The organism is Priestia sp. RMT2NF4 (assembly GCF_047872835.1).
Classification (GTDB): Bacteria; Bacillota; Bacilli; order Bacillales; family Bacillaceae_H; genus Priestia; species Priestia zanthoxyli.
The window spans coordinates 1,456,691-1,480,704 of the sequence record NZ_JBLQZO010000001.1 but is presented as its reverse complement, the minus strand read 5'-3'; the positions used below and the strand labels follow the sequence as shown (position 1 = coordinate 1,480,704).

At 38.8% G+C, this 24,014-nt stretch carries 24 protein-coding genes and 1 other RNA gene; 16 read left to right on the top strand and 9 right to left on the bottom strand.

Annotated features, from left to right (window positions below; all coding sequences use genetic code 11):
• Positions 1-85 precede the first annotated feature (85 nt).
• The 6 genes from ACMX9J_RS07860 (at position 86) to ACMX9J_RS07835 (ending at position 6,040) form a co-directional block, all read left to right on the top strand.
• The gene (locus ACMX9J_RS07860) at positions 86-328 is read left to right on the top strand and encodes a spore germination protein (protein WP_013084095.1); all 243 of its coding nucleotides are present in this window, start codon (positions 86-88) and stop codon (positions 326-328) included.
• A 214-nt stretch (positions 329-542) separates the two neighbouring features.
• Positions 543-1,892 (top strand): glycosyltransferase family 2 protein, encoded by a 1,350-nt coding sequence (locus tag ACMX9J_RS07855; RefSeq protein WP_416225605.1) that lies wholly within the window; start codon positions 543-545, stop codon positions 1,890-1,892.
• Between the two features lie 128 nt (positions 1,893-2,020).
• Positions 2,021-2,641 carry a polysaccharide deacetylase family protein gene (locus ACMX9J_RS07850; protein WP_367031620.1) on the top strand — a complete coding sequence of 207 codons (621 nt, stop codon included), beginning with the start codon at positions 2,021-2,023 and terminating at the stop codon, positions 2,639-2,641.
• A gap of 287 nt (positions 2,642-2,928) precedes the next feature.
• Positions 2,929-3,498 (top strand): LemA family protein, encoded by a 570-nt coding sequence (locus ACMX9J_RS07845; protein WP_080754488.1) that lies wholly within the window; start codon positions 2,929-2,931, stop codon positions 3,496-3,498.
• Complete coding sequence (locus ACMX9J_RS07840) at positions 3,498-4,271, top strand: TPM domain-containing protein (RefSeq protein ID WP_416225604.1); 774 nt, start codon at positions 3,498-3,500, stop codon at positions 4,269-4,271. Before ACMX9J_RS07845 ends, ACMX9J_RS07840 begins: the two co-directional genes overlap by 1 nt.
• 398 nt (positions 4,272-4,669) lie before the next feature.
• The gene (locus ACMX9J_RS07835; RefSeq protein ID WP_047750403.1) at positions 4,670-6,040 is read left to right on the top strand and encodes a DUF2254 domain-containing protein; all 1,371 of its coding nucleotides are present in this window, start codon (positions 4,670-4,672) and stop codon (positions 6,038-6,040) included.
• Positions 6,041-6,077: 37 nt separating this feature from the next.
• On the opposite strand, the gene ACMX9J_RS07830 is transcribed toward ACMX9J_RS07835, so the two are convergent.
• Together ACMX9J_RS07830 and ACMX9J_RS07825 are read right to left on the bottom strand one after the other, a co-directional pair.
• Complete coding sequence (locus ACMX9J_RS07830) at positions 6,078-7,382, bottom strand: aldehyde dehydrogenase (protein ID WP_048019534.1); 1,305 nt, start codon at positions 7,380-7,382, stop codon at positions 6,078-6,080.
• 60 nt (positions 7,383-7,442) lie between these two features.
• A complete protein-coding gene (locus ACMX9J_RS07825; protein WP_080754489.1) occupies positions 7,443-8,069 on the bottom strand; it encodes a nitroreductase family protein in 627 nt (208 codons plus the stop codon).
• 450 nt (positions 8,070-8,519) lie between these two features.
• On the opposite strand from ACMX9J_RS07825, the gene gdh reads away from it, so the two are divergent.
• On the top strand, positions 8,520-9,305 hold the full coding sequence (gdh, locus tag ACMX9J_RS07820) for a glucose 1-dehydrogenase (protein ID WP_311264742.1): 786 nt from the start codon (positions 8,520-8,522) through the stop codon (positions 9,303-9,305).
• 142 nt (positions 9,306-9,447) lie between these two features.
• Positions 9,448-10,437 (top strand): DUF4003 family protein, encoded by a 990-nt coding sequence (locus ACMX9J_RS07815; RefSeq protein ID WP_249886637.1) that lies wholly within the window; start codon positions 9,448-9,450, stop codon positions 10,435-10,437.
• Between the two features lie 297 nt (positions 10,438-10,734).
• Here the strand turns inward: ACMX9J_RS07815 and ACMX9J_RS07810 are convergent, their stop codons facing one another.
• The 3 genes from ACMX9J_RS07810 to ACMX9J_RS07800 all read right to left on the bottom strand — a co-directional run bounded on the left by ACMX9J_RS07810 (position 10,735) and on the right by ACMX9J_RS07800 (position 14,321).
• Positions 10,735-11,496: an MBL fold metallo-hydrolase gene (locus ACMX9J_RS07810; RefSeq protein ID WP_047750405.1), complete on the bottom strand. Its 762-nt coding sequence runs from the start codon at positions 11,494-11,496 to the stop codon at positions 10,735-10,737.
• Between the two features lie 144 nt (positions 11,497-11,640).
• Entirely contained in the window at positions 11,641-13,221 is a 1,581-nt protein-coding gene (locus ACMX9J_RS07805; protein WP_416225603.1) for a diguanylate cyclase, read from the bottom strand.
• 281 nt (positions 13,222-13,502) lie between these two features.
• Positions 13,503-14,321, bottom strand: a complete 819-nt coding sequence (locus ACMX9J_RS07800) for a histidinol-phosphatase (RefSeq protein ID WP_416225602.1) — start codon at positions 14,319-14,321, stop codon at positions 13,503-13,505.
• A gap of 248 nt (positions 14,322-14,569) precedes the next feature.
• Between ACMX9J_RS07800 and rnpB the strand changes: the two genes are divergently transcribed.
• An RNA gene (gene rnpB, locus ACMX9J_RS07795) (RNase P RNA component class B) lies at positions 14,570-14,958 on the top strand.
• A gap of 200 nt (positions 14,959-15,158) precedes the next feature.
• Complete coding sequence (locus ACMX9J_RS07790) at positions 15,159-15,548, top strand: VOC family protein (protein WP_033580261.1); 390 nt, start codon at positions 15,159-15,161, stop codon at positions 15,546-15,548.
• Between the two features lie 114 nt (positions 15,549-15,662).
• On the opposite strand, the gene ACMX9J_RS07785 is transcribed toward ACMX9J_RS07790, so the two are convergent.
• Positions 15,663-16,880 carry an MFS transporter gene (locus tag ACMX9J_RS07785; protein WP_034263827.1) on the bottom strand — a complete coding sequence of 406 codons (1,218 nt, stop codon included), beginning with the start codon at positions 16,878-16,880 and terminating at the stop codon, positions 15,663-15,665.
• Between the two features lie 253 nt (positions 16,881-17,133).
• Between ACMX9J_RS07785 and ACMX9J_RS07780 the strand changes: the two genes are divergently transcribed.
• Positions 17,134-18,018, top strand: a complete 885-nt coding sequence (locus ACMX9J_RS07780) for a LysR family transcriptional regulator (protein WP_416225601.1) — start codon at positions 17,134-17,136, stop codon at positions 18,016-18,018.
• Between the two features lie 32 nt (positions 18,019-18,050).
• Here the strand turns inward: ACMX9J_RS07780 and ACMX9J_RS07775 are convergent, their stop codons facing one another.
• A complete protein-coding gene (locus ACMX9J_RS07775; protein ID WP_416225600.1) occupies positions 18,051-18,602 on the bottom strand; it encodes a MerR family transcriptional regulator in 552 nt (183 codons plus the stop codon).
• Positions 18,603-18,947: 345 nt separating this feature from the next.
• Between ACMX9J_RS07775 and ACMX9J_RS07770 the strand changes: the two genes are divergently transcribed.
• Positions 18,948-19,262, top strand: a complete 315-nt coding sequence (locus ACMX9J_RS07770; RefSeq protein WP_033580267.1) for an MGMT family protein — start codon at positions 18,948-18,950, stop codon at positions 19,260-19,262.
• Positions 19,263-19,296: 34 nt separating this feature from the next.
• Here the strand turns inward: ACMX9J_RS07770 and ACMX9J_RS07765 are convergent, their stop codons facing one another.
• Entirely contained in the window at positions 19,297-19,431 is a 135-nt protein-coding gene (locus ACMX9J_RS07765) for a hypothetical protein (RefSeq protein WP_268990040.1), read from the bottom strand.
• Positions 19,432-19,539: 108 nt separating this feature from the next.
• On the bottom strand, positions 19,540-20,157 hold the full coding sequence (locus tag ACMX9J_RS07760) for a LysE family translocator (protein ID WP_047750410.1): 618 nt from the start codon (positions 20,155-20,157) through the stop codon (positions 19,540-19,542).
• Positions 20,158-20,294: 137 nt separating this feature from the next.
• On the opposite strand from ACMX9J_RS07760, the gene ACMX9J_RS07755 reads away from it, so the two are divergent.
• The 4 genes from ACMX9J_RS07755 (at position 20,295) to ACMX9J_RS07740 (ending at position 23,946) form a co-directional block, all read left to right on the top strand.
• Complete coding sequence (locus ACMX9J_RS07755; RefSeq protein WP_033580269.1) at positions 20,295-20,840, top strand: helix-turn-helix domain-containing protein; 546 nt, start codon at positions 20,295-20,297, stop codon at positions 20,838-20,840.
• 171 nt (positions 20,841-21,011) lie between these two features.
• Positions 21,012-21,944, top strand: coding sequence for a class A beta-lactamase (bla, locus tag ACMX9J_RS07750; protein ID WP_033580270.1), 933 nt, complete (start codon positions 21,012-21,014; stop codon positions 21,942-21,944).
• A 101-nt stretch (positions 21,945-22,045) separates the two neighbouring features.
• Positions 22,046-22,309, top strand: a complete 264-nt coding sequence (locus ACMX9J_RS07745; RefSeq protein WP_028414580.1) for an excalibur calcium-binding domain-containing protein — start codon at positions 22,046-22,048, stop codon at positions 22,307-22,309.
• A 239-nt stretch (positions 22,310-22,548) separates the two neighbouring features.
• Positions 22,549-23,946 carry an NCS1 family transporter gene (locus ACMX9J_RS07740; protein ID WP_176343751.1) on the top strand — a complete coding sequence of 466 codons (1,398 nt, stop codon included), beginning with the start codon at positions 22,549-22,551 and terminating at the stop codon, positions 23,944-23,946.
• Positions 23,947-24,014: the final 68 nt, after the last annotated feature.

The following is a 24,014-nucleotide window of genomic DNA, read 5'->3' as shown; positions in this document are numbered from 1 at the left end:
CCTTTTGTTTTATAAAAACTTTTCACACATAGGCTTGTCACAACATATGATGTACAAATTCTCTTTAAGAAAAGGTGGTATGGTCATGGCAGGAGTTATTAACATCTGTAACACGAGAATTAATGGTATGGCAAGAAACGGATCGATGAATTTTGGAGAAGTTCTTCACAACGGACACACAGCGGATGTTAAATCTGTTGGAATCAACTCAACCTATGGAGACATTTCAGCTGCTTGTGCGCGAATGAAAAATACAAATATGGATGCAGATATATTTGATCAAACGGCTGTTGCGAATATTGATGGGGTATATGGAAATCAGCTATAAAAGAGAGCTGCTTATAACACATGAAGTTATAAGCAGCTTTTTTATGCTGAGAAGTAGAACACTTATTTATGATAAAAGAATATGTTTCTAATTCAATAGAATGATCTACTAAAGTTCGTGAATCTATTATATACGCCTTTTCTAAAAAAATTTATATATTGTACAAGCACCTGGTCACTTATTGAATAGTATATAGAGGAAAAACAAAGAAAGGATGATTAAAATAGAATTATATGATTCCTATTACAACCGTTCCGATGGAAAATACTATATTAAAAAGAAAAAAAAGAGTCCAAATCCCTTAAAAGAGACCAAAAATAAAATAAATAAAGCAGACCATTCATTATATAGTATGAGTATAAAAAATAATCATAAACAACCTATTAAAGTGAGTATTATTATGCCTACTTATAATAAATACCACCAAACCTCTCTTTCGCTTTACGGTTTATCTAAACAAACGTTTCCCCACGCTCAGTATGAAGTCATTCTAGTGGATGACGCTTCTTCTGACAACACACCTAACATTTTAAAAGAAGCTGATGTCCCGTTCAAATTTAAGTATATCCGCATGAAACAAAATAAAGGGCGCTCATCTGTGCGCAATATAGGAATTAACCATGCTGAAGGAGATTTTTTAATCTTTTTAGATGGGGAGATGCTAGCTCCTCCTGCTTTTATTGAAAATCACTATAAACATCATGTGCATGAATCCGATCTTGTGGTTACCGGAGCTATGCATTATGAAGGAGTCTACACGTTTATTATGCCAGACTATAATGAAGATCAAATGGCGCACTTAAAAGAACTGGTCGGCAGGGATCCTGAGTATAGAAGATTGTATGAAAACTATGAACAAACGAAGCAGCATTCAAATGTCCCTTGTCCTCTTATAACAAAAGAAGATATTGATACAAACCGTTTTCAACGTTTATCATTTCCTAATCGTTATTTCCTTAACAGCGGGCTAAAACATTTCGGAGAGCGACTTGAGGGATTTACGCTACCTTATATTGCATTTTTAAGTGGAAACGTATCAGTGAGAAAAGCGCAATTAAAGAAATCAGGCTATTTTGATGAGACTTTTGTCGGCTACGGGGCAGAAGACTGGGAGCTTGGATATCGTTTATATAAGAATGGTGCACAATTTGTTTTAGATTCCTCTACGGTTGCTTATCACCAAGAACACGGTATGTCTAAGCGAAAAGTAAAAGAACAGTGGGGAAATCACTATCGCTTCGTTAAAAAACATCCCAATATAGACGTTCTTATCCTCTCTCTTGAATGGAAAGAGCTTCCGTTTATGCATATGCATAAAACATTAGTTGAATATAAAGCGCTGGAGCAGCGTTTTCCTGATGAATATAAGGAATTTAAACATGCTTTTCGCGTCATGCTGTATAGAATCATTGAATATTTAAATAGTGGACAGCCCGTGACGAAACTTTACGATCTCCCAGGAGGATCAGAGGAAAGAATAAAAATTATTCAGCAGTTCGAAACACTGCGTCCTCGCGGATTTGACTACTTGGCGAGTTCTTTTGAACAAATCTATTACCTATAGTGGTTATCACATTCAAAAGCAGCTATAACATCAACTCGTGAAAATTGTCCCGCCGTAAAAACCCCTCAGCTTACGCAAAAAAATTGAGGGGTTTATTTCTATATCTATTTTATATAAGGGGAGAAAACATGAATCAAAATTCACCAAAGTATGTTGCGTTAACGTTTGATGATGGACCTTCAGCTTACACGGCTGCTATTTTAAAAATTTTAAAAAGATATAATGTACGTGCGACCTTTTTTGTCGTAGGTTCAGAAGCAGAAAAATTCCCAAAGCTGATTCGGCGTATTCATAGAGCAAATCACGTAATTGGAAACCATACGTGGAATCATCCTGATATCACAACGCTTTCTAAGCGTGAACTGTGGAAAGAAATTACTTCGACGAATGCTCAAATAGAAAAAATTATCGGCTATTCTCCAAAGCTATTTCGTCCACCTTACAGTTCGATAAATGATACAGCTCTTGCTGCCATTAAGGAATTGGGAATGACGTCTGTTCTATGGAATATAGATAGCCAGGATTGGCGTGAAGAAGATCCACTGGCCATATGCAAACATACGATTAAAAATCTACAAGAAAAGAATCTTATCGTCATGCACGACGGAGATCGATACGGCAGCGGAGCGCGGGACCAAATTGTTGCTTCATTGCCAAAACTCATTAAGTATTTAATAAAGAACGACTATCAATTTGTAACGGTTCCTGAATTTCACAGAGTCGCATACAAGATTGAAGGTTGGTCTTAAGTAGAAAAAGGAATGGTTCTTAGTCATTCCTTTTTTAGATGTATGAAATAAGATAAAATGGATAAGGATTACATGTACTAGGTTATAGAAAGACTAGATAGAGAAACGTGTTTGAGAAATGAGGAGTTTGCGGTGAGAGTAGTATAAAAGTATTTCAACTTATAGAGAGAGTGATCGTTAAAGCATGTGGTCATCATAAATAAAATTGGAAAAAAATGAATCTTTTTAGGGTATGATTCGTACTAGTAAATAGATACATAATTTTGATGAAGAAAAGAGGTAATACATTGAGAAACAAAGGTTTGATCGCTACGATTGTTGTGTTAGTGCTTATTGTAATTTACGGAATAAGCTCTTACAATGGCCTCGTTAGCGCAGAGGAAGATGTAGATAATAAATTTTCCCAAGTGGATAACCAACTAAAAAGACGATCTGATTTAATTCCTAACTTAGTGGAAACGGTAAAAGGCTACGCTAAGCATGAACAGGAAGCAATTGATTCAGTCACTCAGGCAAGAGCGCAGCTAGCGGGAGCGAAAACGCCTGAAGATAAAGCTGATGCAGATCAGCAATTAAGCGGCGCGTTAAATCGCCTGCTTGTAGTGGTTGAAAAGTATCCGGATTTAAAAGCAAATGAAAACTTCAGAAGCTTGATGGATAGCTTAGAAGGAACGGAAAATCGACTCGCTGTAGCGCGTAAAGACTATAATGATGAAGTTGCAAAATATAATAAATCCGTTAAGGGATTTCCTAAAAACATGTTTGCGCGCACGTTTGGGTTTGATGAAAAATCATATTTTGAAGTAACAAATGAAGAAAAACAAGCGCCGAAAGTTGATTTCGGGAGCGATAAGTGATGAAATTTCTTGCTTCGTTTGCTTTATTATTATCTCTTTTATGTAATACGGTAAGCGTTGCTTTTGCTGCACCTGATATCCCAAATCCGGTAGGCGATATTTACGTTCAAGATTTTGCTCATCTGTTAAATGACCAGGAAAAAGCGGATATCAATCAAATGGGCAGAAAGTTAGATGATGAAACGAAAGCTCAAGTAGCGATTCTTACGGTGAATTCATTAGGTGATTCGGATGTAGAAGAGTACGCAAATGAAGCGTTTCGAAAGTACAAACTCGGTGATAAAAAGCTGAACAATGGCGTTCTTATTTTGCTCGCTAAAAAAGAACAAAAAATCCGAATCGAAGTAGGGTATGGGTTAGAAGGAGCTATCACCGATATCAAATCTGGAGAAATCATTGACTCTTATGCTATTCCTAACTTAAAAAACGGCAAATACGATACGGCGCTAGAAACTACATATAAAGCTGTTTATAACCAAGTCGTAAAAGAGTATGATTTAGGAAAAGATTTTGAACAAAAAGTGCCAAAAGCATCCGCTTCTTCTGATAGCGGTGTTCATTTCACACCCCTTCAAACGCTGCTGATTGCAGCTGCTATTGTGGGCTTGCTTATCCTTGACTTTGTCTTTTTTAAAGGAGCCATCACTCAATTTCTGCTAAACTTCCTTGTCATGTTTGGAGGAAGAGGCGGCGGAGGTGGCGGCAGTGGAAGCGGTCCTCGCGGAGGGGGAGGCGGCAGCTCCGGAGGCGGCGGAGCGAGCCGAGGCTGGTAAAAAGGTAAGAGTTAAAAGAGGCTGAGATAAAATTAGGTTAGTTGAAAGAAAATCCGAACGTGATGGATTCTTGATTGAGAATCCAACGCGTTCGGATTTTTTGTTTGTATGGTGAACCTAGCTTTCATATCTTCATTCAGTTACTTCTAGCAGTTGATTGGAGGGCAAGACGAAGACTCCTGGGGGGAAAGGCTCACCGGCCGCGTCATGAGCGGTTCAGCTCATGTATTCTATTTGTACTCATTTAGATGAAATAATTAGGGGTATCTCAACCTCTTTTTTGCTTTGTGTGCCTATATCTTAAAAAATAGATTTTTTCCATTGTATAAGCATAATCAAAAAAAATTAGGGAACTAAGAAAAAAGTTAGAGATTTACAAATAAAAAGGAAGGTTTTATATGAATACATTTAGATGGATAGCGGCAAGGAAACAGCTTTCTCCTCGCGCGTTTAAAGATGAGTTAACTAGTCAAATCTGGTTTAGTCCCTTAATTTATGCTTTCTTTTCTGTTCTTTTAGCTGCACTGACGCTGTTTCTTGACTATTATTGCAAAGTAGGAGAGAAGGTCCCTTCATTTTTTTCAATCAACATGGATTTAACGAATACGTTAGTGAGTACGATTATGCCCGGGATTTTATCGATTACCACATTTACCTTTAACTTAATGCTTGTTGTGTTTACATCATTTGCAGCTCAGTTTTCTCCTCGCGTGTTAAAAAACTTTGCTTCTTCTAAGTCTACTCAGCGAATTTTAGGTATTTTTATAGGGAGTTTTTTGTATACACTTTTTGTCTTTCTTTTTTTAAACAGCTCTCAAGTAGACGGATATTTTGCGATTCCGTTTGTGACGACAGCTCTTTCTGTTTTTAGTGCGGGCACGTTTGTCTACTTCATTAATCATTCTGTTAAGTGGCTGCAAGTAAATCATATGACTCAATCGATGAAAACAGCGTCCATAAAAGCGATTAAGACAACGATTCGCGAGGAACTGGAGATTCATCGAACGCAGTCTAGTCATAGCGAACAATTTTCCTTTCCAGAAGGAGAGAAAAAGCCGGTATGTATTCAAACATCTGGCTATATTCAAACGTTGAACTACAGCCAATTGATTCACTGTGCCAAAGAGCATAATTTAGTGATAAAAATGGAGCGTGAAGTAGGGGATTATGTGCTCAGCGGAACCGTATTGTTTTATTATTGGCATAGAGATTCGACAGAGCACGATGAAATGGATTGCACCGTCTTTCACCAATATATCCATGTAGGGAAATCTCAGACTGATATTCAAGACACGACGTATATTATTACCAAGTTTGTCGAGATGGCAATTAAATCACTAGGAAATGATGACTTCAAAACGGCGGTTAACTCCATTCACCAAATTAGCGATATTCTTCGGGAAATTTGTGCTGCGAGTCAATTTTCTTCTTACTTAGTTGATGATAAAGGCGTGATACGAATGGTGATCCCTGACAAAAAGTTTGAGGACTTTTTATATGATGGATTTGCTAATATCCGGCACTATGCGAGACGGAATATTATCATTACGATGGAGCTGCTCAAAACGCTTGGAAATCTCGCTGAGGCCATTGGGCCAGCTTATTATGACGACATCTGGGAGTTTGCCGTATACATTTCTAAAGGCTTTGAAGAAGAGTATTTATTTGTTCAAGATAAAAAATATTTTTTACATATTCTTTGCGATTTAGCGGTTTCCACAAAAAAAGAAGAGCAGTATGAACAAATCGCCAAACAAATGAAAGAATAAAAAAAGCCGAAGTCAGACGCTGACTTCGGCTTTTTCTTTATTTATTTGAACGTTTTAAGATGCTTTTAGCATGTGAAAATGTATCAAAGCTTGCTTTTCCGTGATACGCACCCATTCCGCTGTCACCAACGCCGCCAAATGGAAGGTAGTGAGATGTCATGTGGTTAATTGTATCGTTAATAGAACCCCCGCCGAATGACACGCTGTTTAAGATGTGATCTTGGACTGCTTCATCTTCAGAGAAAAGATAAAGTGCTAATGGTTTTGGACGTTTTACGATTGCTTGGATTACTTCTGAGATTTCATCGTATACGATGACTGGAAGAATTGGTCCAAAGATTTCATCTTGCATCACATTGTCTTCCCATGAGATGTTGTCAAGAACAGTTGGTTCAATAAACAGACGAGAACGGTCCGTTTTGCCTCCAAAAACGATATCTCCGTTTGTTAAGAAGCTGTTAAGACGATCAAAATGCTTTTCGCTCACTACGTGAGGGAAGTCTAGATTTTGTGAAACATCTTCGCCGTACGTGTTTGTTACGACTTGTTTTAGGTTAGCTAGCAGTTCGTCTTTTACATTTCGCTGAACAAGAATGTAGTCTGGCGCTACGCACGTTTGGCCAGCATTTGCAAATTTACCGCGCGCAATACGTTTAGCTGCTTCTTCAATATTAGCATCTTCGTGTACAATTGTAGGACTTTTTCCGCCTAGTTCTAGCGTAACAGGCGTTAAATGTTTAGCTGCAGCTTCTGCTACAATTTTGCCGACCATTGTACTTCCTGTAAAGAAGATGTAATCAAAGTTTTCTTTTAGTAAAGCCGTGCTTGTTTCCACTTCACCTTCGACTACAGTCAAGTATTCTTCAGGGAAGTTTTCATTAAACATCTTAGCAAGAAGGCTTGACGTATGAGGTGTTAATTCAGAAGGCTTTAACACCACGCAGTTACCTGCAGCAATCGCGCCTACTACTGGTGATACAGCAAGTTGGAACGGATAGTTCCAAGGTGCAATCACTAGAGCTAAACCGTATGGATCTTGATAAATGTAGCTTTTTGCTCCAGCGTGAGTAGATGGTGTTTCTACTTCTTTTGGCGCTGCCCATTCTGCAAGATTCTCAACTGCAAAGTCGATTTCGCTTAGTACAAGACCCACTTCTGCACGTTTTGCTTCCATTTCTGGTTTGTTAAGATCAGCTTTTACTGCTTTTAAAATGTCGTCTTCATGTCGGACAACAAGTTCTCTTAATTTTTTTAGCGTTTCGATACGGAACGCAACGTCTTTTGTTTTACCGCTGTTGAAGAATGAAAGCTGTTTTTTTGTAAGTTCTTGATAGTTATTCATCAGAAAGTCTCCTTTTACTTCACATTTTTAGCTCTTTACTTATTGAATAGAACTAGCTGCTTATTTCCAAGTCGTAACCGTATTGACCGGTAGACGGTAAGAAGCATGACCTTCGCTTGCTGCTTTTCCGATTGAGATAAGCATAATTGGAAGATAACGTTCTTTATCTAGACCGAATGCTTCTGCGATTAAGTGTTTTTCGTATCCGCCGATTGGATTTGTATCATACCCGTGAGCACGAGCCACAAGCATAAGCTGCATAGACACAAGACCTGAATCGATCAGCACGATGTCTTTCATATCTGCTTTTGGCATGTTTTCGTAAATCGGCTTAAAGAAATTTAGCTGCTGTTCTTTAATGTCTTGAGGCATATAGCCAAGCTCTACGGCCTTGCCGAAAATCTCATCTGCATATTCAACGTTATTCATATCACCAAACACGGCAATAACAGCTGAAGATGTATGAACTTGTTCACTGTTAAATTTCGCAAGTTCAGCTAGCTTTTCTTTTCCTTCCGGCGTTTCAATTACAACAAAGCGCCACGGCTGCATATTAACAGAAGAAGGAGCGCGCATAGCTTCTGTAAGAATTTCCTCCATTTCCTCACGGCTAATTTTTACTGAAGGATCATATTTTTTAATTGAACGACGTTTTAAAGCAATTTCGTTAAAGTCTTTTGTAGTCATAGTCATTATTCCTTTCTTTTTAGGCGTTAAACTTATTTATTGTCATTTCCATATTTTTGATTGTGGACAATTGTTTGACATATCAATAATTGATACATCAACAATATAATACATTGATTTAAGAATTGCAAGGGAAAAAGTTTAAACTTTTGAAGTGGTGTGAATTGGAAGTGTGAAGACTCATTCTCCAGGGAACAAACAACTATAAAGAGAGTAAGGAAAAAAGAAATGATAAAAATGATCAAACAAAAAGTTTGACTACTTTATCTCTCTTGGTTACGATAAGTAACGAAAAGGGAGCAAAATTGAATTTACTGCTCTTTAAATGAATGACAGTTTGACAAAGAAGAGATAGAAAAATGTTTATTCTCTTTTTAAAACCTAAACTGTATTTGTAATTAGTACAGTATAACAAGACATATTAAACAGGAAAAGTAGGAGGACTTCAAGATGTATACAGATTTAAAAGATAAAGTAGTAGTTGTAACAGGCGGATCAAAAGGATTGGGTCGCGCAATGGCCGTTCGTTTTGGACAAGAGCAGTCAAAAGTGGTTGTAAACTACCGCAGCAACGAAGACGAAGCGCTAGAAGTAAAAAAAGAAATTGAACAAGCTGGCGGTCAAGCAATTATTGTTCGAGGCGACGTAACAAAAGAAGAAGACGTTGTGAACCTTGTGAAGACAGCTGTTAAAGAATTTGGCACATTAGACGTTATGATTAATAATGCTGGTGTTGAAAACCCGGTTCCTTCTCATGAATTATCATTAGAAAACTGGAATCAAGTAATTGATACAAACTTAACGGGCGCGTTTTTAGGAAGCCGTGAAGCAATCAAATATTTCGTTGAAAACGACATTAAAGGTAACGTTATTAACATGTCTAGCGTTCACGAAATGATTCCTTGGCCATTATTTGTTCACTATGCAGCAAGTAAAGGCGGCATGAAGCTGATGACGGAAACATTGGCTCTTGAATATGCACCAAAAGGAATCCGCGTGAATAACATTGGACCTGGGGCAATTGATACACCAATTAACGCTGAAAAATTCGCTGATCCAGAACAGCGTGCAGACGTAGAAAGTATGATTCCAATGGGCTACATCGGTAACCCGGAAGAAATCGCGTCAGTTGCAGCATTCTTAGCATCATCACAAGCAAGCTATGTAACAGGTATTACATTATTTGCGGATGGCGGTATGACAAAATATCCTTCTTTCCAAGCGGGAAGAGGTTAATAAATAGAACTGAACAAAAAAAGACCTCGGAATATTCCGAGGTCTTTTTTTTGCAATAAATGCGCAGAATATTTACCAAATATTGAAACTTTTGTTGAAGTGTTACGTATATAAGCTAACACCTAATAAAGGACGTGTTGAGATGGTGCCAGAGAATATTCAACAAAAAATAAATCAGTATAGAGATTTTTATATCAGCTTAAAAAATGAGCTCAAATGGAAAGCGGCAGATCACAAGCAGTTTATGGCTATCGCTTCTATGTATGCAGTGAAAGGTAAATCGCTCGAGCTTCAGGATTATCTCGAGTTAAGCGACTATATCAAAAATCAAGTAGGGATGTTTTCTACGTTAAAATCATCACAGCGTTTTACAATAGCAGCTATGCTTGATACTCGCTATGAGAATCCAAAAGAAACGTTTCATGAGTTTCTTGACGTATATGATCAATTGATACAAGGCGGATTTACGAGAGGCGCTTTTACGTACATTGCGGCTTCGGCTATGCTGTCGAATGAGTCAAGCCGAAGTCATAAAGAAATGGTCCGAAGATCCGCAGAAATTTATCAAGGCATGAAAAGAAAGCACCTTTTCCTTACTTCAAGCGGCGATGTACCTCTTGCCGTTTTATTAGCTGAAACGAGCGAGTCTACTGATGATCTCATGCATGAAATTGAACACTTCTATACAACATTGGCGCAGCATGGATTTAAAAAAGGAAATGACCTTCAATTTTTAAGTCATATTCTTTCAATCGATAAAAATTTAGATGCAGATACCCTTATTGAAAGATGCGTATCAGTAAAAGAAGCCTGTGAATCGGCAGGCATGAAAGTAAAAGCGATGCATTATCCGGTCATTGGCTTATTAGCACTGTTTGAAAAACCAGAAACTGAAATTGAACTTATCCATGAAGTGGTGAAGCAGTTAAATGCAGATAAACTTTTTAAATGGCAGAAAGACATCAACGTTATGCTGGCGGTTAATTTGGTTATCAGTGAAAAACTGAAGGATTCTAGAGTGGTCGAAACGGGCATCTATACAACGATTGAAACCATTATTCAAGCTCAGCAAGCAGCTATGCTAGCGGTTATTGCGAGCACTTCAGCAGTTGCTACTACGACTACTACTTGATAAATTAAAGAGCTATAAAAGAGAGAGGGAGACATAACTACATCAATCTAACCTAAAGATGAATCAGTGGGATAAATAGCTCGTAGATCGCTTATGACACAGCGGTTGATTTCCATGCAAGGCTTCGCTTTCCGCGAGCGGGCGCTGAGCCTCCAATCAACCGCTGGAAGCAACTGCACATATGAAAGCTACGTTTACTATATCAATGAAAAGATCCGAACGTATTTGATTCTCAACTAAGAACCAAACTCGTTCGGACCTTTCTTCAACTTAAATACTTTTGTCTCATCTTCTCTCTTAAAAAGTATAAACCTCGCCATCATCTGGAACAAAGACGCGGGACGCCATATCTTTTTTGGTGATAAAGCTTTTTAATTCTTCTCTTGATAGGGTCCAGTGATTGACAGCTTCCATATGAACAGAAAGAATCGTAGCATGAGGGGCCGCTTTGTGTACTTCGTAAATATCTTCTTTCCCCATCACAAGAGAACCGCCTTCTAAAAACTGATTATCGCCGCCGTTTACGACAATGACATCCGGTTGATGGGTGTTGATTTCTTCTTCAACAGCGGAATACCATACCGTATCTCCAGCTACATAAAGCGTTTTTTCGCTCTTGTGTTTAAAAACAACGCCGCATACTAAACCAGTACGCTTTAAAATTTCTCCTCTTCCGTGTTCACCTTTTGTTTTGGATAATTGGATGCCTTCAAAGACCGTGTTCTTTGTTAGTACTTCTACATTTTTAAAACCATCAGCTCTTACTACTGCGGCATCTTCTTCATTTTGAACGAACATTTTGATATCGTTTGGCAACGCCTGCTTAGCGGCATCGTCAAAATGGTCCAAATGAAGGTGAGTGAGAATGACGGCATCAATACCCTCAATAATCTCTTCAACGGATAACGGTAAGCTTACTAAAGGGTTGTTTTGATCTTGTCTGATCGAATTTGGAAAGGGAGGGTACGTGCCTTTTTCCGCTAACATAGGATCAATTAAAAACGTTTTTCCCCCGTATTCAACAAGTAAAGTAGCATTTCGAATGTGTGTAATCTTCATCTCTATCTCTCCTTTTTTTGATCTACCTCTAGTTTATAGGATGAGCTGTTTTCAAATACATAAACAAAATCAAGTCTTTTAGCACTTTTACTTGATAAATGAAAGAATAGTACTCAAAAGAAAAAAGAACCGAAACAGTGCTGTTTAGGTTCTTTCTAAGATTTCTTTTATTTCTTTATATACACGTACTTGGTTGCGTCCATGTTGTTTGGCAGCGTACAGGGCGATATCTGCTTTATTCAACAGCTCATCTAACGTTTCATTTTCTTGTTTTTCCGCTTGTGCTACTCCAAGACTTAGCGTAACAGAAATGGTTTTTTCATTAATCAGTAAGGGCTGAGTCTCGACGTGACGGCGAATTTGGTCAGCAAGCGTTTCGCCTTCAGATAAAGTATGGCCCTTTAGAGCGAGTACAAATTCTTCACCGCCGTACCGAGCAAAAAGGGCTCCTTGCGGCAATGCGGACTCGCAGGCTTTTACGACATGTACAAGCACCTGATCGCCGGCATAATGACCATACGTGTCGTTCACTTTTTTAAAATAATCAATATCAAGTAAAAGAAGTGTAAAAGAAGATGCGGACTTTTTTGCTTCATCGAACGCTTGCTTGCTGTGCTGAAAAAATGCCCGACGATTATAGATTTGCGTCAGCTCATCGTAATAAGCTTGATTTTCAAGCTTTAGCTGAAGTCTTTTTAGCTCCGTGATATCTGTAAAAATAAGCAGCAAGCCGTGACTGTTGTTAGCATACTGCAAAGGAGAAGTGCGAACTTGATACGTATACGAAGATTGATCTTCAGAAAAAAGCTCCAGTTCATGACTGCTTTTTGTATTTTCTAATGCAAAAGGAAACGAACGGCCGGACAGCGTCACCCAAATATCAGCAAAATGTTTTCCAAGCATCGACTTTTTTAGCTGCGGAAACATGTTTTTAGACGCTAGATTAAATTCAATTAATCTATAGCTTTCATCGAGCACGACAACGCCGTCATTAATGCTGTTAAATATCGCGTCTTTCGCAACGGGCATGACTGTAAACATACGCGATGAGTTAATGGACCATAAATATAAAAATGAAGAAACCCATAAAACCATCGGAACTGGATCAATTCCCTTCGGCGTAAGGCCCATTAAATAGATAAAAGCTGTGACGATAGGGACTAATTGACCGACCATTAATGAAATTAACTGCAGGCGGTAAGCTTTGGCTGTTTCTTTCCAGCGGTAAACGGCGAGCAAAAAAGCAACGAACATAGACGAAAAGATGAACATGCCGTGAATTGTGTACCATGGCCCAATTTCTTGATGAACGTAAGGAGCACCTAGAACGGGATCAATTTCAAACACGCGGTAATGAAGGTGATGCCAGTCATTTGTTGCGACCATAATCAAACTAATAAAAGGAATGATAAAAAGGGTGAAAATATGTTTTTTCCTTACTTTTATGCCGACATACTGCATAACAAACAGCAGTCCTGCAGGAGGCGAAAAAGGCATGCCCACGTATTGAATAGCGGTCCAAAATTTCATTTCTCCGAGGTTAACGGATAGTAAGCTAAACGCCGCACCCATACAATAAATAGTGGTGAAACCTGTATGGAGAATAAATAAATGCGCAATGTTAGCGTAGTGGTGACGCTTAATAAATACGTAAAAACATAAGTATAGATTAAGAACACCGGACGTACAGATAAGCGTTATATAAGCTGTTAAATCTAAATTCACAATTGTATCCCTCATTAAGAAAGCATTTTTAGTTAAATGTAGCACAGTTGAAATGAAATGTGGATATTTTATGTAGGAAATTAGTAGTACAGGGAATACAAGGGTAGTTCAAGACGATGAAAAAATGGTGCCTAAGCAACAAGTAATTGAAACAAACGGAGAAGATTTATCTTCATCTACAAAAGTCAAAGTTTCTCAGTAAAAAACACATGCCTGAAAACACGAGATATCCTTCATCTCCGTGTCTTCAGGCATATTTTTATTGGAGTTCTATTTACGTTTTATAAAGGTGTCATCTGCATTTTTTTCTGTCTAAAAAAGACCCAATCCGTAAAACCGATTTCTTTAAGACGCTTTTTTACTAGTTCAAAGTCGTCGCCAATACGCTCTGGGTCATGAGCATCAGAACCAAATGTAATGTGTCCCCCGTAGTGCAGGGCTCTTTCTAAAATATCGTCTGCAGGATACCAGCCTCCGCAGTCTTTGGTTTTGCCTGATGTATTCACTTCTATAGCAATGTCATGTGCCGAAATCACTTTTAGCGTCTGATCAATGACAGCCGTCTCGATAGAAGAAAAAGAGGGATAGAATCCTTTCATGGCATCAATATGGCCAAGAATCTGAAACATTCTGCTCCGGGCGGATTCTTCGATTAATTGATAATACGTTTCTTTCGTGCGCTGCTTTTCTTGCTGAGAAAGTCCTTCCCAACGCGTTTTATGAAAGATACTGATTTCATCAACTTGATGGACAGAGCCGATTATGTAGTCAAACGGATATTTTTTATAGTAGCTTTGATATATTTCCGCATGCTCGGGAAAGAAATCAGACTCCACGCCTAACAGCACTTCAATTTTCTCTTTATATTCTTCTTTTAGTTTCAAAATCTCAGCTACATATCCGGAGAATGCGCTTTTTCCCATCGCAATATGAGGAAACGGCTGGTCTTCTTTGCTCGCAAAATAAGGAGAATGATCCGAAATCCCAATGATATCAAGGCCTTTATCAATAGACGCTTCTATATAATCGCGAATCGTTCCGCGAGCATGTCCGCATCGGTCGTGATGGGTATGAAAATCAAATTTTAACTCAGCGTTCATGTTTCATCACCTCTGTCATCTTTTTGTGTGGTGTATAGAATATTCTACAAAGAAACAAAGTATCCCTCGTAGAAATGGATGAAGAGAATATTTCTTGAATTTGCGGGTGATTCATCTACTAAAAAGAGTGTACAGAAACAAGTTATTTTATTTAATTTGCTGTAAAAATTGAATTGGAATCCGTTCCAAAAGTTACATTTGATTTGGCTTATTAAAACGCATATACTACTCATACACGATCTGAAATAACGTTCAGGTAATCGCTGCATCATTTGATGTAGAGGAAAGTCCATGCTCGCACGGTGCTGAGATGCCCGTAGTGTTCGTGCCTAGTGAAAAAATAAGCTAGGGCAGCTTGGCTTATAGCTTAGCTGACGGCGGGAAAAACCACCTAAGTCCTCGGATATGGTCGAGTATCCCTGAAAGTGCCACAGTGACGAAGCTTTGCTGGAAACAGCAAAGGTGGAACGCGGTAAACCCCACGAGCGAGAAACCCAAACAATGGTAGGGGAACTGTCTCGAAGGAATTTAACGGAGAGACGGACGGTTACATGCGTAATCGTAGATAGATGATTACCGCCTGAGTACGAGAGTAAAATCGTTTGCAGTACAAAGGTACAAAACATGGCTTATCGAACGTTGTTGAAACAGAGACTGACTATATAATATGTAACCAAAACAAACCAATGGGGTTTGTTTTTTTGTTTGTTATTTTTCAACTCATAGCCGACTCATTGATAGAGTGCTTGAATTCCCTTACTATATGTAAATACATATTGCCTAAATTGTTGTATAGTTTACTTGTACTTACTAAACATGGGGAAAGGGAGAAGATGAATGATTAAGAAAATGGAACATACAGCAATTATTGTTAGAAATATGGATGAAACGATTCACTACTACGGGGATATGTTTGGCTTTAAAGTTCGCCTTCAAGGCTCTACCGAAAAAAGAGAGATGGCTTTTTTGTATCTTGAAGAACAGCCGGGTATTGAAATTGAGCTCATTCGAGATATTGATCCGATTGGCGAGTATACCAATAGCGGGATTGTTAACCATCTTGCCTTTACGGTAGAGGATATAAATAAGGCGATTCAACATTATAAGAGCAAAGGAATTGAATTTTTATCATCTGAGCCTCAGCCAACGCTTGAAGGCGGACGGATGATTTTATTTCACGGACCTAATGATGAATTGCTGCAGTTAGTAGAGCGGGTTAAACTCTAAAAAAGTTTACTTTAAAGGGGTACATACAAGAAAAAATGTATTTTACATTCTCAAAAAAGACCTTTTTTTTATGATAAAAAAAAGGTCTTTTTTGATGTGTATTTACTATGAGAGCTAATAACTTTCCTTAACATTCGCAGCGCGTCTTGTCTTTACTGAGCTCTTTAAAAGAAAACCAGAAAGGAGAAAAGCAATCAATAAAAAAACAATAATCATACAAATGAGGCCCCTCCAGCCGAACATCGACCAAAAGACTCCTCCGAGCGTTCCGCCTACGCTTGACCCCGTGTAATATAGAAACAAATAAAGTGAAGAAGCCTGGGCTTTATTTGTTAAAGCGCGCTGACCTACCCAGCTGCTGGCAATCGAATGGCTACCGAAAAACCCAAACGTAAACAAGCCCAAACCGGCTATTTTAGCAAGTAAAGCAGGATTTAACGTTAAAACGACACCGGCTAGCGTAATTAAAAGGTTGATCATAAGTATTTTTTGTTTTCCGTAGCGGTCTACCAGTCTGCCGGTCCACACCGAACTAAACATTCCGATAATAAGAATTAAAAAGACCCAGCTGACAATCGTTTGGCTTAAGGAATAAGGTGGAGCCGTTAGTACATACCCAATATAGTTAAATAAGGCGACGTTGCTGCCTAACAACAAAAATCCTAAGCCATATAAACAAACTAACCTCGGATCTTTAAGATGATCAAGTAACGATTTCCCTAACTTTCCAACTTCTAATTTACGAGATTGAAAGTGCTGTGAAGGAGGGAGGCTAATCCAAAAGATAACGGTCGCTGCTATACTTATAATACCAATCCCTGCTATTGCACCGTGCCAGCCGAAATAATCACTGAGCGTTCCCGCAATCACTCTTCCGCCAACCGCGCCAATTGCATTGCCGCTTATGTAGAGGCCCATTGCTGAACCAAGGCTTTTAGCTTCGATTTCTTCCCCTAAATAAGCCATTGCCACTGACGGCAGACCGGCTAGCGTAATTCCTACCATTATTCGGAAAAATAGCAGAATATGAAAAGTAGGGCTCCATGCAGTCAACAGACATAATAAAGAAGCGGCAAGCATGGAATAGACCATGACAGGCTTTCTTCCCCAAACTTCCGATAGCGAACCGAAAATAAGCATACTGATAGCCAAAGCTATGGTTGTAACGGAAAGCGATAGGCTAGAAGTTGTTGGAGAAATATGAAATTCTTTTGTGAACGCTAGCATTAAAGGCTGTGCGCAGTATAAAATCGCAAATGTATTAAACCCGGCTGCAAAAAATGCAAAGCTCGTTTTGCGAAAAACGGGCGTTCCTTTTTTTATGTAACTCATAGAGCAACCAGCTTACGCTTTCTCAGATGTACGATACGTTTCATAACAAATCCTTCTTTCTGCTAGAAAATGATGATCATAAAATTTTGTAGGAGCTGTATACAGCAGTCGTTAAAAGAAACTAAAAACATCCTCGAGTATGTTTCCGTTTTTTATCGTAACACCTGCTATTTATAATGTATAATTCATTATAATCATATTTTTCATACATCTATGTAATGAGTAGAGCCGCTTGATAAGGAGATGGTACAAAGTGGAATGGCAGCAGTTTAAATATTTTCAAACGCTAGCACGTACGCAGCATATGACGCGCGCCGCAGAAGAGCTGTTAATTACGCAGCCTGCGCTCAGTCGTTCAATCGCTCGTTTTGAAGAGGAAGTAGGAGCACCGCTATTTGACCGGCAAGGACGTTCCATTATATTAAATCAATATGGTAAAGTTTTTTTAAAGCGTGTAGATAACATAATGAAAGAATTTGATAAAGGACAAGAGGAAATTCAAGCGCTGCTAGATCCTGAAAAAGGGCAGGTGTCACTTGGATTTTTACATACGCTCAGCACGGATTTGATTCCAGATTTAATCGCTTCGTTTCGCAGTTTATATCCTAAGGTGAATTTTCAGCTGAGGCAAAGTCCTTCGCACGTGCTTCTTGAACAGCTGGAGCTCGGCGAACTAGATCTTTGTTTGATTGCGCCGATGGAAGAGAAATCGTTCATTAAATGGCAGCATCTTTGGAGTGAAGAGCTGTTTATAATCGTACCGAAAAATCACCGGTACGCTGATCGTGAATGTATTGCACTAGAAGAAATTGCTGAGGAATCATTTATTCACTTAAAAGAAGGCTTTTCTCTTCGTCTTACGTTTGAGCAGTTATTTGAAGAGTCAGGAAGAATGCCTCACATCATGTTTGAAGGAGAGGAAGCTGATACCGTAGCGGGACTAGTAGGAGCCGGCTTAGGAATTTCTATCCTTCCAGATTTACACGGAATCGATCAAAGCAAAATAGTGAAAATCCCATTAGCTAAGGCCAACTGCCACCGAGTCATTGGACTAGCATGGATTGAAGGAAGATATCTATCACCGGCTGTTAAACAGTTTAGAAACTTTGTTTTACATAAATTTAATGATCAGAAATAAAGATGCTTCATGGCCTAGGCTTGTTTACAAACTTAGTCCTTTTTTCGTTGGAATAATCGTTTTAAAATCGATCTCTTTTTACCTACTACGCTGCTTTCTTTTGAAGCTTCTACTAATTCTGAAATGGCCTGCTGTTCACGCAGACTTTTACGCAAAGATTGAATAAGCTGCTTATCTTTTTCCTGAAGAATTTGTTTTGTATCAGGCTCTTGTTGGGGTGGAGGCTGTACCGGCTGTTCGGGAGGTGTCGGCTGCTGGTCATCGGCCTCGGGCTGGTCAGCTGCTTCTGCTGTGTTCTCTGTGTTCTCTTTGTCTTCGTCTAGAGACACGGCAGCTTGATCCTCGCTTGTAGTCAAAGAGAATTCTTTTTGCAGCGCTTCATTGATTTCTTCTGCTTGACAGCCTTCATCATAAAGCTGCTTAATTTTCAGTAAAACGGTCGCAGCTGCAGCTTCATATTGTTTTGGTCGATGATCTTCTTTTTGTATAAAGAAATCTTCGAATTTATCTATGTATCTTCTGATAGTTGAAGTAGGAATACTCGTTTCTTCAGATAATTCTTTTACACTAAGCCATTTTGTCATTTTCTCACCACTTTTTAAATGATTACTTATTCGTCAGCATCAATTTGAAATTGTACTAGTATCTACTGTTTATCTTATCATGTAACGCTTCTACGTACTTTGCTGTGTTGATTTCTGTAACGTTTTTATAATCACAGTGTCATAAATAAGGGATAAGCTGCCACTCGCGCAAAGATTTGCTAGTTGAAGAATAGGAAATACAAGCATTTACCTGAAGAATGTTGCACAATGATGAGCGTACTTCTTATGTATTATCTTATAATGTTGCTGAAGAAAAATCGAGTGATTACTTCACGGTTTATTAATTATGGTAATGTTGTACTAAACAATAAAAGGAGGGACAGCATGAGTTTTACAGAGCGAGCAGTAGCCCTTATTAAACAAATTCCTCGCGGAAAAGTCATGACATACGGACAAATTGCCCGCCTAGCTGGGAGTCCTCGAGGTGCAAGGCAAGTGGTAAGAGTTTTGCATTCGATGAGCAAAAAACACAAACTGCCTTGGCACCGAGTGATCAATTCTAAAGGAGAAATTGGATTTAAAGACGAAGAAATGCATGTTGTTCAAAAGCTTTCACTCGAAGCGGAAGGAATACTCGTTTCTTCAGAGGGAAGACTTGATCTTAAACTCTATCTCTATGAACCTGACGTGCATAAATAACAATTGAGATAAATGATCGAGTATGAATTGCTTGTTACACGCCTGTTGATTTCCGTGCAAGACTTCGCTTTCCGCAGGCGGCCGCTGAGCCTCCTCGTCGCTTGCGCTCCTGCGGGGTCTCATCTATTCCGCTTTTCCTGCATGAGTCTTCGCCTTGCCTTTCAATCACCGGCTAGAAGCACCTGCATTTACCCTACTAATAAAAAAATCCGAATGAGTTTGATTCTCCATCAAAAATCAAACTCATTCGGAACTTTCTTCAACTAACATACTTTTGTTATTTATGTTTTTCAAAAGCGAGCTTTAATCCAAATCCGATTAACACGACGCCCGTTGCTTTATCCATAAAGCGCTGCACGCTAGGTGTTGTAAGCCATTTTCTTAAATAGTTAATAAAAAAGACGAATACGAAAAACCACGTGATCGCAAGGATCGTATACGTTATTCCCATAAGAAGCAATTGAAGCGTTACGTTTTGATCAGTTTGAACAAATTGAGGTAAAAAAGTTAAGAAAAACACCGCTACTTTTGGATTAAGAACGTTTGAGACAAGGCCTTGACGAAAAGCGGATGTTTCTTTTGACTGCTCCTCTTTTTCAGAAGAAGATGCATTGCTTTTTTTAGAAAGGAAGGCAGAGATGCCTAAGTACATTAAGTAAAGGGCTCCTGCGTATTTTACGATTTCAAATGCCAGAGCTGACTGAAGGAGAAGAGCCGATAAGCCAAACGTGGCGGCGAGCGTATGAACTAAAGAGCCGCTCGCTAAGCCTAATGCCATTTTATAGCCGCCCGTTTGTCCGTCTGCCATCGTTCGTTTCGTGATAAGGGCGGTATCGATACCAGGGCTCATAATAACAAACAATGTAAGAACCAAAAAGGTCAAGATATCATTCATTTTTTTCTTCCTCCTCGCTGTGATAAAATTAAAATATACTTTATTTATTAAATATAATTTAACACACTTAACTCAGTTTATTAAGTTTAATTTAATAAAATTAAATATAATTAAACATCTTTTACGGAGGAATTATCATGGAAAACATAGATATTGGAAAAAAAGTAGAGAAATTTCGAAAAGAAAAGGGACTAAGCAGTCGTGAATTAGCAAAATTAGCGGATATCACGCCGTCTATGCTAAGTCAAATTGAACGAGGGTTAGCTAATCCGTCTATTTCAACGCTTAAGATTTTAGCTAAATGCCTCGACGTGCCTACTTTTAGCTTTTTGCTTGAAGACATAAATACCTCTCATTTAGTCGTACGGTCAAACGAGCGTAAAACGATGAAGGTAAAAGAGTTAACGTATTCGCTAGTATCACCAGATTTTACTGGAAATCTAGCTACGGCGATTATGGAAGTTCCTCCCATGATGTCTTCATCTGAAACTCCTTTAGCACATAAAGGGGAGGAAGTGGCATACGTTTTAGAAGGAAAAATTAAAGTGTATTTGGACGAGGAAGTATACGTGCTAGAAAAAGAAGATAGCGTCAAAATCCCTTCGCATCTTAAGCACAAATGGGACAATCCGTTTGATGAGAAAGCCGTTATTTTATTTTCCGTTACGCCCCCGGTATTTTAAATTTATTAATAGGTGGTATGCTAGTTATTCTTCATTATCGGGTACTTTATTATATAAATGTGATAAAACTATCATGTTTGTGAGAGTAAACAATTGATAAAATAGAATTGTTGGTAATCTCTACCTAAGAGACTACATACTAAATACTTTTTGGAAAGGTGTTGAAAGGTAATGAAGAGATGGAAAGAGATGTTTTACACTTCAAAGCTTAAAAAAATGATGCCTGCACTGGCTCTATCATGCGCGGCGGTTGTAGGCTTTTCAAGCAGCGGAGTACAGGCTGAAACGGTGAAGTGTCAAAAACAAGAAACGAAAAGTGATCGAGAGTTTGCTAAGCTTGAAGAAAAATATGATGCGAATCTTGGCATTTATGCATTAGATACCGGTACAAATAAAACGGTAACGTATCACCCGGACGAGCGTTTTGCTTATACGTCTACTCATAAAGCGCTTGCTGTCGGTGCACTTTTACAGCAGAAATCAATTGAAGATCTCAACGAGCGAATCTTTTATACGCGCGATGACCTTGTGAACTATAACCCTATTACAGAAAAACACGTGGATACAGGCATGACTCTTAAAGAACTCGCGGATGCATCGCTTCGCTACAGCGACAATACGGCAGGGAATTTAATTCTGCAGCAGCTGGGCGGACCGGACGGATTTAAAGAAGCTTTAGAAAACATAGGAGACGATGTAACGCTGCCTGAGCGGTTTGAGCCGGATTTAAATGAAGTGAATCCAGGAGAAACCCACGATACAAGTACAGCAAGAGCACTTGCTTCAAGTCTTCAAACGTATGTACTTGGACAGGCACTTCCTGAAGACAAACGTGCACTTTTAACGGATTGGATGAAACGAAATACGACAGGGGATGCCTTGATACGAGCGGGCGTGCCAAAAAGCTGGGAAGTAGCCGATAAGACAGGCGCAGGCTCCTACGCGACGCGAAATGATATTGCCATTCTTTGGCCGCCAAATGGAGATCCAATTGTTCTTGCGATCCTTTCCGATCGTACGGAAAAAGATGCGGAGTATCATGATAAACTGATTGCAGAAGCGGCTAAACAAGCGGTCAAGGCTCTTAAAGCTACTTATAAATAAAAAAATTGGATAATAGTAGTTTAAATGTAAAAAAAAGATTGAAAAGATTGATAGAACATTCTATTATTAATGAGACAAAATATAGGAAGGAAGTATCTGTTATGAAAAAGATTTTTCCAATTGTTCTATCTTTCGGTTTATTAACAAGTGTATCTTTTGGCATGGTTTCAAACGTAGATGCGGCAGCTAAATCTTACAAAAACTGTACCGAATTAAACAAAGACTACAAAGGCGGCGTAGCTCGTGCGGCTAATGTGAAAAATAAAGGCGGCAAAACAAAGTACAAGCCGTACGTATCAAAAGCATTGTATGATGCCAATACAAAGCTAGATCGAGATAAAGACTACATTGCCTGTGAAAAATAAATACTGAGTGACTCATCCAAGCGCTTATTGTAAGCGCTTGGATTTTTTGTTATCAACTTTTGTTTGTTACGAACTGAGGTCAACAATTAGTCAGGTTGCACAAATTAATATCAGAAAATTCACATAAATAATGATGAACTTGCACTGCGATTCGTATACAATATGTACATGTTAAGTTAACTCACATTAGATGTTAGTTTTAGGCGTGTAAGCACCATAAAAAAGGAGTTGAGTGTATAGTGTCTACAAATGCAACAAGTACCGTTATAGAAGAGGTACATTCTCATCAAGATAGGGGTCTTGATCCGTCACTAAAGCCAAAAGCGGAAAGTGATCGAAAGCTAACTCCGCTGTCCTATATGTTTATGTGGATTGGAGACGGCGTTAATTTAGGAAACATGACGCTTGGTGCGAGCTTAGTAATTGCGGGTACAGCGGTATTAAATCTTTTTCAAACGTTTGTGGCAGCCATTATTGCTATTGGTATTATTTCTACTTTTTTTGTGTTAAACGATCGAATTGGCTATAAGACGGGTATACCGTATGTGATGCAGCTTCGAATGTCTTTTGGCATAAAAGGCTCCGTTATATCGTCTCTTTTACGAGGTATTCCAGCTATCATTTGGTATGGTTTCCAAAGCTGGACAGGGGGTACAGCTTTAAACGAAATTGGTAAAATTGTGAGCAAAGGGTCTTTTGACAATCTTGTTCTTTGTTTTATTATCATTCAACTGCTGCAAATTGTTCTTTCGCTGTACAGCTTCCACGCGGTTAAATGGGTAGAGATGCTTGCGTCGATCATTATATTGCTTGGTCTTGTGTATGTATTTGGTGTTCTTTTAACGTCTCATAGTGAAGTAGTAGGGGAGAAGTGGGTACATACAAAAGGCTCGTGGGGACTTCCGTTCTTTTCTTTCATCATGATGTTTATGGGTAATTATGCGGCGATTTTTCTAAGCGCAGCCGATTACTCCAGAGAGCTAAAGCCAGGCATTAGCGACAAGAAGCGCGGATTTTTATATTTTACACCAATTCTAGTAGCCTACGGATTTGTTCTTACAATCGGGGCTATGCTTGCTTCTGCTACGGGTATTTCCAATCCAGTTAAAGCGTTCGCGGTTGTAGTCGATAATTCGTATATCACTGTTGCTGTATCAGCATTTATTGTGATTGGCGTGATTGCCGTAAACATGGTGGCAAACATTATTCCGCCTACGTATGTCATTACGCTGCTGACAAAAGCAAACTATAAAGTAGCGGTTACGATTACCGGGCTGCTTGCCTTTTGCTCGTTCCCTTGGGTGCTTGTTCAAGATTCATCAGCTGCAGGTCTTGGTTTGTTCATTTTGATTTACTCTGCTTTTTTAGGGCCGATTGTTTCTATTTTACTAGTCGATTACTATATTTTACGGAAGCAAAAAGTGAATGTAGAGGAATTGTATCAAGAAAAAGGGCCGTTTTCCGGCTACAATCCATGCGCTTTGTTTGCGATGCTCATCGGTGCAGGCGCTGCGTTTATTGAAGTTGATTTAGGCTGGATTATAGGAGTAGTAGTCGCAGGAGTCGCGTATATTCTTTTAACGAAATTTGCTTTTAAACAGTCAAAGTTCAAAAAAGGAACCATCTTTGAACAATAATATTCAATAGATAAAAGTCTTTGCTTACGGCAAAGGCTTTTTATGTGTCTTTTATCGCGTCAGAGTAA